Source organism: Pantoea sp. AS-PWVM4 (assembly GCF_000468095.1).
In the GTDB taxonomy this organism is placed as follows: Bacteria; Pseudomonadota; Gammaproteobacteria; order Enterobacterales; family Enterobacteriaceae; genus Pantoea; species Pantoea phytobeneficialis.
The window spans coordinates 1-12443 of the sequence record NZ_ASZC01000005.1 but is presented as its reverse complement, the minus strand read 5'-3'; the positions used below and the strand labels follow the sequence as shown (position 1 = coordinate 12443).

Sequence of the window (12443 nt, the reverse complement as noted above, 5' to 3'; positions counted from 1 at the left end):
TATCGAACATTCCTTAGCGGCGCGATTTATCGCGCAGAAAAGTTGGCTACCCCAGATACTCAATAATCGATAACCCACCGTTGTAATCGGTGCTGTAAATTATCCCCTGCGCATCGACAAACACATCACAACTCTGAATCACCCGCGGGCGATCGGGCCGGGTGTCCATCATGCGTGCAGGTGCTGCGGGCACCAGCGCGCCCGTTTCTTTGGGTTGATACGGATTGGAGATGTCGTATGCGCGCACGCCAGCATTCTGGTAAGTGGCGAAAATCAGCGTGTCACTAACAAAGCTGCCGGGTCGATTCTCATGCAAATTATGCGGGCCAAAATGCGCCCCTTTTGCCACATAATCGCGTTCATCAGGTTGCGGGAAGGTGGCGATGCTCACCGGGTTGGCCGGTTCGCGGATATCAAACAACCAAATCAGCTTCTCGCCATCTTGTTGGTTATCCAGCACCGCTTCATCCAGCACCACCAACAGATCGCGCGCCGGTAACGGCAGCGCGGTATGAGTGCCGCCGCCAAAGGGAGGGCTCCAGTTGCGATGGCTGATGAGTTGCGGCGCGCTGCGATCGCTGACATCCAGCAGCGTCAACCCGCCATCGCGCCAGCATCCATAAGCGGTATCGCCGCTGATAATCGCGTGGTGCAATGCATAACGTTTCCCTTCCGGCCAGTCAGGCGTTTCACCGCCAGCGGTATGCATGCCCGGCAGCCACCAGCGTCCGGCGACGGCAGGGCGTTGCGGATCGGCTAAATCAATGGTCAGCAAAATATAATCGCTGAAACCCGCAATCAACGCAGATACATAGGCCCAGCGCCCGCCAACATACCAGATACGATGGATGCCAATGCCATCGAGCGCGAGAAAGGCGATTTCACGCGGCTGCGCCGGTGAGGAGATATCAAAAATGCGCAGCCCGGATTGCCAGCTTGTTTCCTGAATATCCGCCGTGGTCTGGCCAACCGCGCGGGTGTAGTAGACCTTTTCATCCGCGAAACGCACATCAGCAAACAGATCACGCGCGTTGATCACCAGCAACAGGTCGTCATGGGCCTGCAAATGCACATTCCAGGTACCGGGTGGCGCGGCGACATAGTTGACGGTTTTGGGTTGGCGCGCATCGCGCACGTCAATCACGCTAAAGCCTTGTGACACCATATGGCCGACGTAAGCAAAACCGCGATGCACCATCACCTGCACGCCATCCGGGCGTCCGCCCTGATCGCTGTGCCCAATCAGCCGCATATTGCGGCTGTATTCCGGGGTGGGGAGTGAGGTTGTCATGGCTGACCTCATTGCGCTTTGGTGGCCAGGGTGGCAAACCACGGCGCGACAAAATCGTTACTCTGGCCCCAGCCGGGGATCACTTTTTGCAAAGCTGCCACGTTGGCCGCGCCGGGTTGGCCGGTGACCAATGATTGTGGGATAGCCGAAGCTTTAAAGTCATAACTGGCCGGAGTGGCTTCACCCGCCAGTTTATACGCAATCAGGCGCATATTGATGGCACCAATCAGCCGGGGATCGACTGCCACGCTGACCTTCCACGGGCTGTTTTTTTCGCGCATCAACTGCAAATCACCGTTGGAGATATCGATGCTGTAGAGTTTGATTTCAGTGCGTCCATTCTCCTGCAAGGCTTTATAGGCACCCTGGCTGAAGGCATCCCAGGTACCCCAGATGGCATCGATTTTCCCTTTCGGGTATTTCGCCAGCAGCGCACCGACTTTGTTGGCGGTATCGCCCTGCACATCGGCAGAAACCGCGCCTACGGACTCCAGTTCATGAATGCCGGGATTGGCTTTCTTGATCTCCGCCCAGGCGGCCTGGCGGCGCTCCATCGGCGGGAAGCCCGCCACCCACAATTTGATGATGTTGGCTTTGCCGTTGAAGTCTTTGATTAACGGTTGCAGCGACAGTTGTGTCAGTGACGCGTCATCCTGCTGCGTCACCGTAACGCCCGGCGGCGTGTTATCCACCGATGTATCAAAAACGGACAGCGCAATGCCGCTGTCATGAATACGTTTCACCAACTCGGTGGAGTAGGGCGCGCGTCCCTGTGACAGGATGATGCCGTCATATTTCTGGCTGATCGCCTGATTCACAAAGTCCTGAAAACGCGCATCGTCGCCCTGACTCAGGAAGGTACTGACTTTAAAGCCCAACTGTTTACCCTGCTGGATGGCTCCGGCGACAAACTGGGTGGTGTTATCGTCGGAACCCAGATTGCGGATCACTGCCACCCGAATCGGTCCCTGATGATTTGCCAACGCCGCAGGCAGCGGTGCCAACGTTTGTGCGGCACTGGCAAAGCTGCTGATCAGGCTCAGCGATAACAACGTAACGGCCAATGATTTCATGCAATTTCCCCGAATGGTGATGAATGATAAGCAGGTGGCGCGCCGCCGATTTTTATTGTGGTAAGCGGGCGATCTGTGCGGATTTTTCATCCTCCGCGTAAGGTTGGCAATCAAGGAAAAGGCATAAGTAATGCCAGATAAATCATTAGCTTTGCAGGCAGCGGAGGCTGACGATAACGGTTTCTTTTTCAGGGAAACCCCATTATGAGCGAACATCCGATTCAGGTCGTACCCGGCCCGGCCAACTACTACTCACATCCCGGTGCCATTGCCCGACTACGTGATTACTACAGCGAAGATCAGCTGCGCCATGCCATCTGGGTGGGTGGGCGCCAGGCACTGGCAGCGGCACGGCACTGGCTGGAGCCGTTGACGTTGCCAGGGGCGATTGTTGATATCTTTGGCGGCCATTGCAGCGCGCATGAGGTCACGCGGTTGGCGCAACGGGCAGGCAACGATCGTCAGGTGGTGATTGGCGTCGGCGGCGGTACGGTACTGGATACCGCCAAAGCGCTGGCGCATCGGCTGAGCTTGCCGGTGGTTACTATCCCGACCATCGCCGCCACCTGCGCAGCCTGGACGCCGCTTTCCGTCTGGTATAACGAGGCAGGCGAAGCGCTGCATTTTGAAATCTTTCCCCACGCCAACCATCTGTTGTTGCTGGAACCGGAGATCATCTTGCAGGCACCAGCGCGTTATTTGCAGGCGGGCATTGGCGATACGCTGGCGAAGTGGTATGAAGCGGTGGTACTGGCACCGCAGCCTGAAACCCTGCCGCTGACGGTACGGCTCGGGCTGGATGTGGCGCAGACGCTGCGTGATGTATTGCTGGAAAAAAGCGCCGCCGCGCTCAGCGACCAGCGTGCGCAGCAACTGACGCTGGCGTTCCGCGATGTGGTGGACGCGATTGTCGCCGGGGGCGGCATGGTCGGGGGACTTGGTGAGCGCTATACACGGATTGCGGCGGCGCATGCGGTGCATAACGGCTTAACAACCCTGCCGCAAACGGCAGCGTTCCTGCACGGCACGAAAGTCGCGTATGGGATTCTGGTGCAGAGCGCGTTACTGGGGCAACACGACATCACCCGGCAACTGATTGCCGCCTATAAACGCTTCGATTTACCCACCACGCTGGCGCAGTTGGACGTGGATATCCGCCAGCGCGATCAGGTCGATCGTGTTATTCAGCACACGCTGCGTCCGGTAGAATCGATTCATTATTTGCCGGTTACGTTGACGCCTGCAACGCTGTGGGCAGCGATTGAGCAGGTAGAGGCGCTGGGCGTTTAAACAAAACTGCGCGATAAATCGCGCCGCTACACAATGTTCCGTGCTGTAGCGGCGCGATTTATCGCGCATGTCAGTACAAAAGGATCAACGCTTACTCAGCGCTTCCCACAGTCCCAGCAGGTAGGTGGTGCCCAGTGCGCGGTCATACAAACCATAACCCGGGCGGCCGGTTTCTCCCCAGATAAAGCGACCATGATCGGAACGGATATAGCCGTCGAAACCATTGTCGTACATCGCCTTCAGCACCTGATACATATCCAGCGAGCCATACTCGGTGGGGTGTGCGCATTCATAGAAATCCTTGTCCTGAATGATTTTGATATTACGCACATGGGCAAACGGGATGCGCTTGCGGCGTGAGAATTCGGCCAGAATCGCATACACATCGTTCTGCGGATCTTCGGCGATCGAGCCGGTACACAGGGTAATACAGTTGGCTGGTGAATCGACCACATTACAAATCCAGTCGAGATCGTCGCGGTTTTTGACCACGCGCGGCAGACCGAAGATCGAGTACGGTGGATCATCCGGGTGGATCGCCATCTTCACACCCACCTCTTCACACACCGGGATCACCGCTTTCAGGAAATACGCCAGGTTTTCACGCAGTTTTGCGTCATCCACCCCTTCATATTTAGCAAACAGCTCCTGCACTTTTGCCAGTCGCTCCGGCTCCCAGCCTGGCAGAACAAAACCGTTGGAGCTGGCCAGTACCTCTTTCACCACTTCGTCGAGACTTTTATCGATACCTTTCTTCTCGAACGCCATAGTAATGGAGCCGTCTGGCAACACGTAATTCATTTCGGTCTTCATCCAGTCGAACACTGGCATGAAGTTGTAGCAAATCACCTTCACCCCGACTTCGGCCAGGTTACGGATGCTTTGCTTGTAGTTCTCAATATATTGGTCGCGACTTGGCAGGCCGATTTTGATGTCGTCATGAATGTTGACGCTCTCAATCACTTCCACGGTCAGGCCCGCAGCATGTGCCTGATCGACCAGCGCTTTGATCTTATCTTTCGGCCAGGTTTCACCCACTGGCACATCGTAGAGCGCACCGACGATGCCACGCACGCCCGGCACCTGGCGAATATATTCCAGCGAAACTTTATCTTCTTTCGGACCAAACCAACGCATTGTCAGCTGCATAATGTCATCCACCGTCATCGTGTTTCTGTGATAACTGCTAAACTACCATTCTAGTATTCATGATGACAGCACCCTGCTGCCGATAACCCTTGATCCGTGTCACAGAACACAATTTATCCGTTGGCCGCGCGCTGGTGACCACGGATAAACCGCACCAGCCCAAAATGCAATCTTAATCCGGTCGCAGATATGTCTTATTCACTACCAGAAATAGTTAAAAACAGCGTGGTTTGCTGCTAATCAGCAAGCGGAACGGTATAACATCTGATTTTGTGGCGATTTAACGCTACTGATCGGCTTTTCAATTGGAGCATTTACAGAATATTCCTGGCAGGCACAATAAACCTTATTTGCTCGCCGTCCGTGAATTATGTCCGATGAAGCGCTGCTCCAGCAGATTCAGAACCTGAAAAAGCACAATGCGCGACTCAAGCGTATAGCGCATGACGCCCGCAATAAGCTGAGCGCAGCGCTGGACGGCACCGGGCTGTGCCTGTGGCAACTGGATATCCCCAGCGGCAAATTGGTAATTTTTAACCGACGTTGGGGAGCGATGCTGGGCTTCCAGCCGAAAGAGTTGAACGCGAAGTTTGAAGTGTGGCGCGAGCATCTGCACCCCGAAGATGCGGATGAGGTGCTGAAAGCGTTCTACGACCATATCGAAGGCCGTGCTCCTTATTACGAAGCGTTGCATCGCATGGTGGCGAAAAACGGCACCATCACCTGGGTGCTGGATCGTGGACGCGTCAGCGAATGGGACGAGCAGGGCAACCCGTTGAAGGTGACGGGTACGCATATCGACATGACCAAAGAGAAGAATTATGAAGCGCAGCTATCGACGCTGGCGAATCATGATCCGCTCACCGGTCTTACCAACCGTCATTCGCTGCAAACCCATTTCAGTCAGATGAAAAAGCAGGGGCCGCTGTGCCTCGCTTATATCGATCTGGATAACTTTAAACACGTCAATGACACCCTCGGGCATCGCAGCGGCGATGAAGTGTTGATGCAGCTCAGTCAGCGGATGCGGGATGCGGTGCTGTCTTCGGTGGTGATTGGGCGTATTGGCGGTGATGAGTTTGTGCTGTTGATGCCGTTTTTGATCGACTTCCCTAAGGTGAGAATCATGGCTCAGACTCTGCTGGACGCCGCACTCACACCGTTCGAACTGGGGAATGGCACGGCAGAAATTGGCGCGTCGATTGGGATTGCGCAGGTACAGATGCAGGATGGCTTCGACGACGCTCTGATGCGCGCCGATGAAGCCATGTATAGCATTAAAAAGAACGGCAAACAGGGCTTTGGCCTGGTGCCCTAACAGCACGATAAATCGCGCTGCTACGTCTCAAAACAGCGCACCATCTTAAAACGCAAAGCAGGAACACCCCAGCGCGCCCCAGAAGGCATTGTTATCGGACACTGGCACCGATGACTGACGCGCAACATCATGCGCATGGCTGTGCACGCCACACGGGCCGCTGCATTGATGCACTTTCGGCATCATCGCGGCGCGACCCGTTGCCTGCGGTGGGGCGCTACGATAATGACCTGGCACCGTCACCACTGGCGACCACTCCGGCAACACCGGCACCGGCGGCGGTGCCAGCGGGGTAAAGCTACCTGCCGCATACACCACAGCGCCATCAACAAGGGTCAGCACGGATTCAATTCCCTTGATCTCCTCTTCTGCCACGCTGAAGAAATCTTTCGACAGCAGCACCAAATCTGCCAGTTGGCCGACTTTGATCTCTCCTTTAGCATTTTGTTCGCTGGAGAACCAGGCGCTGCCTTTGGTCCACAGCATCAGCGCGGTTTCGCGGTCGATGCGGGCGTTGTCATCATACAGTTGCATTCCGCCGACGGTGCGGCCAGAAACCAGCCAGTAAAGCGCAGTCCACGGGTTGTAACTGGCAACACGCGTTGCATCCGTACCCAGACCCACCGGGACATCTGCATCCAGCATCCGCGCTACCGGCGGCGTCTGTTTTGCGGCTTGTTTGCCATAGCGATCGACAAAATATTCCCCCTGGAACGCCATGCGGTGCTGCACCGCGATGCCGCCGCCCAACGCTTTGACGCGCTCGATATTGGCTTCGGTGATGGTTTCGGCGTGATCGAAGAACCAGTGCAGGCCGTTAAACGGAATGTCACGGTTAACTTTCTCGAACACATCCAGCATGCGACTGATCGATTCGTTGTAAGTGGCGTGCAAGCGGAACGGCCAGCGATGCTCCACCAGGTGGCGTACCACACGCTCCAGCTCATCTTCCATACCGGGTGCAAGGTCAGGGCGTGGTTCAAGGAAGTCTTCAAAATCTGCCGCCGAGAACACCAACATTTCTCCCGCACCGTTGTGCCGCAGGAAATTGGTGCCCTGGCCGGGTTTCAGCATATCGGTCCATTTTTCAAAATCTTCCAGCTCATGGCCGGGACGCTGGGTAAACAGGTTGTAAGCGATGCGCACCGTTAGCTGCTTTTTGGCGTGCAGCTCAGAAATCACATCATAATCATCCGGGTAGTTCTGGAAACCGCCACCGGCGTCGATGGCGCTGGTCAGGCCGAGGCGATTCAGCTCGCGCATAAACTGACGGGTGGAGTTGACCTGCTGCTCTAGCGGCAATTTTGGCCCTTTCGCCAGCGTGGCGTACAGCAACATGGCGTTGGGACGGGCAATCAACATCCCGGTCGGGTTGCCGTTGCTGTCGCGCTGGATTTCGCCGCCCGGCGGATTCGGCGTATCTTTGGTGTAACCCACCACCTTGAGCGCCGCACGATTCAGCAATGCACGATCATACAGGTGCAGAATAAACACCGGCGTATCCGGTGCTGCCGCGTTGATTTCATCCAGCGTCGGCATGCGACGTTCGGCAAACTGGAATTCGGTCCAGCCACCCACCACGCGAACCCACTGTGGCGAGGGGGTGCGCAGTGCCTGCTCACGCAACATTCGTAGCGCATCCGCCAGTGACGGCACGCCTTCCCAGCGCAGTTCAAGATTGTAGTTCAGACCGCCGCGAATCAGGTGCAGGTGCGAGTCGTTCAGGCCGGGAATGCCGGTATGGCCTTTAGCATCAATAATTTGCGTGTCGCTACCGGCAAAGCGCATCACCTCGGCTTCGCTGCCTACGGCAATGAATTTGCCATCTTTAATCGCCACAGCAGTTGCCAGCGGATTGGCGCGGTCAACGGTGTGGAATTTGCCGTTGGTCAAAATCAGTGAAGCGGTGGTCATGTTTCTTCTCCTGTCAGATTATGCTTTGCGGCCAATCAGCCATTGTTTCAACACGCGGGTCAGCAGTGGCATCCACAGGAAAACCACCAAAGCCACGACGCTGGCATTATCGAGAAAGTTCCCCCACAGCGTGCCGTGACTGACCGGCAACACCGTATTCCAGAACCAGGGGACCAGGTTGGCTGAGGGAAAAATCACCCCCAGCGTGAGTAAGTATTGTTTCCATTTGGCCGGTTTGACCTGGCCTTTTTGCGTCGGGGTAAACCAAAACGCGGCGCCGGGACGCACTTCAATATGTTCCGGTTGCGCCAGGATGGCCGGGAGTTCCTTGACCAGGTCCTGACGGGCCGGTGATTTCAGCCAGGCGTACAGCTCATCCATACCGACAAAACGAATCAGCACGGTGTAGGCGTTGTCGCCGTGGACCGGGCGCAGCACGTTCACTCCGAGGTGTCCCGGAAAGCTGGCTGCCTGCGGCATGATGGTTTCCAGCCACTTTTCATAGTCGGCCTGTTTTTCCGGCTGGATGCTGTGCGTGATCACCAGCGTGACGTGATGAGCCTGTTGTGGGTAATTCATGATGGATTCCTCGCTGGTGAAAGTGCTTGCGTCGTTGAGGAAAAAAATACGAAATGAGAGCGTTTATTGATAACGGATTGTTTTTGGGTTGTTGTTCAACAAATTTTGGGGAGGCGGTTGGAATGCGTTTAAACCTCGAGGCGCTGCTGATTCTGGATGCGCTCGATCGTCATGGCACCTTTGCCGCGGCGGCGGCACGGCTGTTTAAAACCGCGTCTGCACTCAGCTATACCGTGCAGAAGATGGAGAGCGATCTCAAAATCACGCTGCTGGATCGTTCCGGTCATCGTGCCACCTTTACGCCAACCGGGCGTCTGATGCTGGAAAAAGGCCGGACGCTGCTGCGGGCGGTGAATGAGCTGGAGCAGCAGGCGCGCTACGTGGAGAGCGGTTGGGAGAGCCAACTGGTGATCAGCGTCGATGCCTCGGTGCCGTTTAGCCTGCTGACGCCGCTGATTGATGAGTTTTATCAGCAGCATTCGCATACCCAGCTGCAATTCCGTCATGACGTGCTGGCGGGGTGCTGGGAAGCGCTGCATTACGGTGAAGCGGATATCGTGTTTGGTGCGGTGCAGGAACCGGCCACGCGTAAAGAGATTGGCTGTCAGCCGTTGGGTTGGCTGGAATACGTGTTTGCCGTTGCGCCGGAGCACCCGCTGGCGTCTGCGCCGGAACCGTTGTTGCGCGAGCAAATTCGTCAGTATCGTGCGGTGACGGTGCATGATTCATCACGCCACGGCGCAGGGATGGATTTGCGCGTACTGGATGAACAGAAGACCCTCAGTGTGCACGATTTTCCGTCTAAGTTGCAGGCGCAGCTTGCCGGATTGGGCTGCGGTTACCTGCCGCGCTATCTGGCGGAGCCGCATTTGCGCAGTGGGGCGCTGGTGGAGCGTCAATTGGATAGCGAATGCCGACGCGATATGGCCTATCTGGCTTGGAACGAAAGCGCCAGCGGTAATGCCGCCAACTGGTGGCGTGAGCGCTTACTCACGCTACCGGGGCTGAACGACATCTACCTGCCAGCCTGAGATTAGATAGAGATATGGTGGCTGACCTGTGGCGGTTCGTCACCCTGATGATATTGCAGCACCGCCTGTTGCAGCGCCACATCGGCGCGTGAGACGCGCTGGTGTTGGCGCAGGTGCTCCTGCCATGACTCCACCAGGAACCACTCCAGCAGGGCGGTGGGGTCGTCGCTCTGCTCCATCAATCCCCAGGCATAGGCACCATCACGACGGCGTGCGGCGGCCAGTTTGCGCATGGCGCGTTTGAAATCGGCACGATCCTCCTGCGGAACCTGATAGCGCACCTGAATCATCACCGGGCCACGATGGCCGTTCATTTCACCGCTTACCGTCGGATCAGCCCAGTGCTGCGCCGGTTGCAGATCCGCCTCACCGGCAGGCAGCACCAGACGTTTCAGCAGCAGGGCGGTGATCAGCAACATGCCACCAGCCAGCAGCAGCGCCTGCGCCAGCCCGATATGCTGGGCAATCAACCCCCACACCAAGCTACCGCCTGCCAGCGTACCGTTGAATACCATCAGATAGACCGCCAGACCGCGTCCACGTACCCAGTCCGGCAGCACCGCCTGCGCCACCCCGTTCAGGGTAGTGAGGGCGATAATCCAGCCAACGCCGAGCAGTACCATCAACAGCAACGCCAGCCACTGTGCCGGGCTGATTGCCAGCGCCAGCATCACGCCCGCACTGAGCAGGGCGGAGAGCAGCAGCAGGCCATCGTTACCCATGTGCTGGCGCAGACGTGGCAACAACAAAGCCCCGCCAATCGCCCCGACACCGACCGCGCCGAGCAGCAAACCGTAGAACCCGGCGGTGCCCTGCAACATATTACGCGCCACCAGCGGCAGCAGCGCCCAGACGGCGCTGGCGAAGGCGAAGTACAACGCGGCGCGCAGCAGCACGCGGTGTAAATCGCGGCTGGCGCGCACATAACGCAGCCCGGCACGGAAGGCACCGAAGAAGTGTTCGTTAAGTTCGGTTTTGGCCTTCGCCGGACGTTTCCAGTACAGCAGAGCGGCGACCACGAAGAAGTAACTGGCGACATCTGCGCCGTAGGCCGCCATCGCGCCGAAACTGGCCAGCAGCAAACCGCCGGTGGCCGGTCCGATAGCGCGCGCGATATTGATCCCCAGTGAGTTGAGCGCCACGGCGTTTTTCAATTCATGGCGTGGCACCAGTTCCGGCACAATCGCCTGCCACGCCGGACCAAACAGCGCCGCTCCGATGCCGCCGACGAAGGTCAGACCGATCAACCATTCGGTGGTCAGCCAGTTGTTGTGTGACAGTACCAGCAGGGTGCCGCTGACACTCGCCATCAATATCTGTACCGCAATCAGCAAACGGCGACGGTCAACGATATCGGACAACACACCAGCCGGCAGCGCCAGCAGAAACACTGGCAACGTGGCGGCGGTTTGCATCAGAGCGACGGCGGCAGGGTTATCCGACAGTCCGGTCACCAGCCAGGCGCTGGCGACATCCCGGATAAAGCTGCCGGTGTTGCCCAATACCGAGGCGGTCCAAATCAGGGCAAACAGCCCGTAGGCGAAGGGGGAAAAAGCGCTGCTGCGCAGGGCGTTGGTTGGGGGCTGGCTCATGGTCATTCTCCAATAAGGTTGCGATAACTGCACCTTACGAACCCTGGCCGATGGTTGATAGCGGAAAAAATCGGCCATCTTGTCCAGGCTTTTTTGACAGCTTAGAAGCGCAAAAAAGTTTGAACAAGTTGTCAAAATCTCTGCTTTAGGTTTTTCCGGCAGTGCAGGGTAGTTTGATTAGCGAGACACAACATTACTCACCTGACGGAGAAAAATTATGAGCACTTTCAAGACTAAAGACGGCGTGAACCTCTACTACAAAGATTGGGGCAAAGGCCAACCGGTACTGTTCAGCCACGGCTGGCCGCTGGATGCTGACATGTGGGACAGCCAGATGAATTTCCTGGCGGAACGTGGCTACCGGGTAATTGCCTTTGACCGCCGTGGCTTCGGTCGCTCCGAACAGCCGTGGGAAGGTTATGACTACGACACCTTTGCCGATGATATTCATGGCCTGATTGAGCATCTGCAACTCAGCGATGTCACCCTGGTGGGCTTCTCGATGGGTGGCGGCGATGTGTCGCGTTACATTGGCCGTTACGGCACCGCGAAGGTGAAAGGACTGGTGTTGCTGGGCGCAGTCACCCCCATTTTTGGTAAAACCAGCGATCACCCTGAAGGGGTGGAAAGTGCGGTATTTGATGGCATTAAAGCGGGATTACGTCAGGATCGTGCGCAATTTATTAAAGATTTCGCGGTTCCATTTTATGGCACCAATGCCGGACAGACGGTGTCGGATGGCGTGATGATCCAGACGCTGAATATCGCGTTACTGGCTTCGCTGAAAGGTACGCTGGATTGTGTCACGGCGTTTTCTGAGACTGATTTCCGTACCGATATCGCCAAAGTGGATGTGCCGACGCTGGTAATCCACGGCAGCAATGACCAGATTGTCCCGTTTGAAGCCACCGGTAAGCTGGTGCATGAGATGATTAAAGGGTCTGAGCTGAAGGTGTATGAGAATGGTCCGCACGGCTTTGCGGTAACGCACCAGGATCAATTGAATGCGGATTTGTTGGCGTTTTTACAGCGCAACTGAAACCCGCGCGATGAATCGCTGAAAACTTGCGCGATAAATCGCGCCGCTTGTATCTTGAAGTTGTAACTGGTTAGCTACCCGTTACACGAAACGGAGGCAGCTTGTCGCGCCGCTTAAGACTCGATCTTGTGCCGTAGCTTAAAGCCCTCCGTTTCTCCTTTCACGCC

The 12443-nt window shown here is 56.6% G+C and carries 10 protein-coding genes; 4 read left to right on the top strand and 6 right to left on the bottom strand.

Going from position 1 to position 12443, the window contains the following annotated elements; all coding sequences use genetic code 11:
• Positions 1 to 46: 46 nt before the first annotated feature.
• Together L579_RS06015 and L579_RS06010 are read right to left on the bottom strand one after the other, a co-directional pair.
• Positions 47 to 1291 carry an LVIVD repeat-containing protein gene (locus L579_RS06015; protein WP_021183391.1) on the bottom strand — a complete coding sequence of 415 codons (1245 nt, stop codon included), beginning with the start codon at positions 1289 to 1291 and terminating at the stop codon, positions 47 to 49.
• Between the two features lie 8 nt (positions 1292 to 1299).
• A complete protein-coding gene (locus L579_RS06010; protein ID WP_021183390.1) occupies positions 1300 to 2364 on the bottom strand; it encodes a sugar ABC transporter substrate-binding protein in 1065 nt (354 codons plus the stop codon).
• Between the two features lie 204 nt (positions 2365 to 2568).
• Between L579_RS06010 and L579_RS06005 the strand changes: the two genes are divergently transcribed.
• On the top strand, positions 2569 to 3654 hold the full coding sequence (locus tag L579_RS06005) for an oxidoreductase (RefSeq protein WP_021183389.1): 1086 nt from the start codon (positions 2569 to 2571) through the stop codon (positions 3652 to 3654).
• 84 nt (positions 3655 to 3738) lie between these two features.
• On the opposite strand, the gene uxuA is transcribed toward L579_RS06005, so the two are convergent.
• On the bottom strand, positions 3739 to 4803 hold the full coding sequence (uxuA, locus tag L579_RS06000) for a mannonate dehydratase (protein ID WP_036625611.1): 1065 nt from the start codon (positions 4801 to 4803) through the stop codon (positions 3739 to 3741).
• Between the two features lie 370 nt (positions 4804 to 5173).
• Between uxuA and L579_RS05995 the strand changes: the two genes are divergently transcribed.
• On the top strand, positions 5174 to 6121 hold the full coding sequence (locus tag L579_RS05995; RefSeq protein ID WP_021183387.1) for a sensor domain-containing diguanylate cyclase: 948 nt from the start codon (positions 5174 to 5176) through the stop codon (positions 6119 to 6121).
• Positions 6122 to 6166: 45 nt separating this feature from the next.
• Here the strand turns inward: L579_RS05995 and L579_RS05990 are convergent, their stop codons facing one another.
• Together L579_RS05990 and L579_RS05985 are read right to left on the bottom strand one after the other, a co-directional pair.
• On the bottom strand, positions 6167 to 8035 hold the full coding sequence (locus tag L579_RS05990; RefSeq protein WP_021183386.1) for an amidohydrolase: 1869 nt from the start codon (positions 8033 to 8035) through the stop codon (positions 6167 to 6169).
• An 18-nt stretch (positions 8036 to 8053) separates the two neighbouring features.
• On the bottom strand, positions 8054 to 8614 hold the full coding sequence (locus L579_RS05985; protein ID WP_021183385.1) for an antibiotic biosynthesis monooxygenase: 561 nt from the start codon (positions 8612 to 8614) through the stop codon (positions 8054 to 8056).
• A 122-nt stretch (positions 8615 to 8736) separates the two neighbouring features.
• On the opposite strand from L579_RS05985, the gene L579_RS05980 reads away from it, so the two are divergent.
• Positions 8737 to 9645 carry a LysR family transcriptional regulator gene (locus L579_RS05980; RefSeq protein ID WP_021183384.1) on the top strand — a complete coding sequence of 303 codons (909 nt, stop codon included), beginning with the start codon at positions 8737 to 8739 and terminating at the stop codon, positions 9643 to 9645.
• Positions 9646 to 9647: 2 nt separating this feature from the next.
• On the opposite strand, the gene L579_RS05975 is transcribed toward L579_RS05980, so the two are convergent.
• Entirely contained in the window at positions 9648 to 11237 is a 1590-nt protein-coding gene (locus tag L579_RS05975; RefSeq protein WP_036625608.1) for an MFS transporter, read from the bottom strand.
• Positions 11238 to 11454: 217 nt separating this feature from the next.
• On the opposite strand from L579_RS05975, the gene L579_RS05970 reads away from it, so the two are divergent.
• Positions 11455 to 12276 carry an alpha/beta fold hydrolase gene (locus L579_RS05970; RefSeq protein ID WP_021183382.1) on the top strand — a complete coding sequence of 274 codons (822 nt, stop codon included), beginning with the start codon at positions 11455 to 11457 and terminating at the stop codon, positions 12274 to 12276.
• Positions 12277 to 12443: the final 167 nt, after the last annotated feature.

What these genes read in the sequence shown, in the direction of transcription:
- L579_RS05995 (WP_021183387.1), top strand. Translation starts at nt 5,174, where the DNA reads ATGTCCGATGAAGCGCTGCTCCAGCAGATTCAGAACCTGAAAAAGCAC.
- uxuA (WP_036625611.1), bottom strand. Translation starts at nt 4,803, where the DNA reads ATGCAGCTGACAATGCGTTGGTTTGGTCCGAAAGAAGATAAAGTTTCG.
- L579_RS06005 (WP_021183389.1), top strand. Translation starts at nt 2,569, where the DNA reads ATGAGCGAACATCCGATTCAGGTCGTACCCGGCCCGGCCAACTACTAC.
- L579_RS06010 (WP_021183390.1), bottom strand. Translation starts at nt 2,364, where the DNA reads ATGAAATCATTGGCCGTTACGTTGTTATCGCTGAGCCTGATCAGCAGC.
- L579_RS05975 (WP_036625608.1), bottom strand. Translation starts at nt 11,237, where the DNA reads ATGAGCCAGCCCCCAACCAACGCCCTGCGCAGCAGCGCTTTTTCCCCC.
- L579_RS05970 (WP_021183382.1), top strand. Translation starts at nt 11,455, where the DNA reads ATGAGCACTTTCAAGACTAAAGACGGCGTGAACCTCTACTACAAAGAT.
- L579_RS05980 (WP_021183384.1), top strand. Translation starts at nt 8,737, where the DNA reads ATGCGTTTAAACCTCGAGGCGCTGCTGATTCTGGATGCGCTCGATCGT.
- L579_RS05985 (WP_021183385.1), bottom strand. Translation starts at nt 8,614, where the DNA reads ATGAATTACCCACAACAGGCTCATCACGTCACGCTGGTGATCACGCAC.
- L579_RS05990 (WP_021183386.1), bottom strand. Translation starts at nt 8,035, where the DNA reads ATGACCACCGCTTCACTGATTTTGACCAACGGCAAATTCCACACCGTT.
- L579_RS06015 (WP_021183391.1), bottom strand. Translation starts at nt 1,291, where the DNA reads ATGACAACCTCACTCCCCACCCCGGAATACAGCCGCAATATGCGGCTG.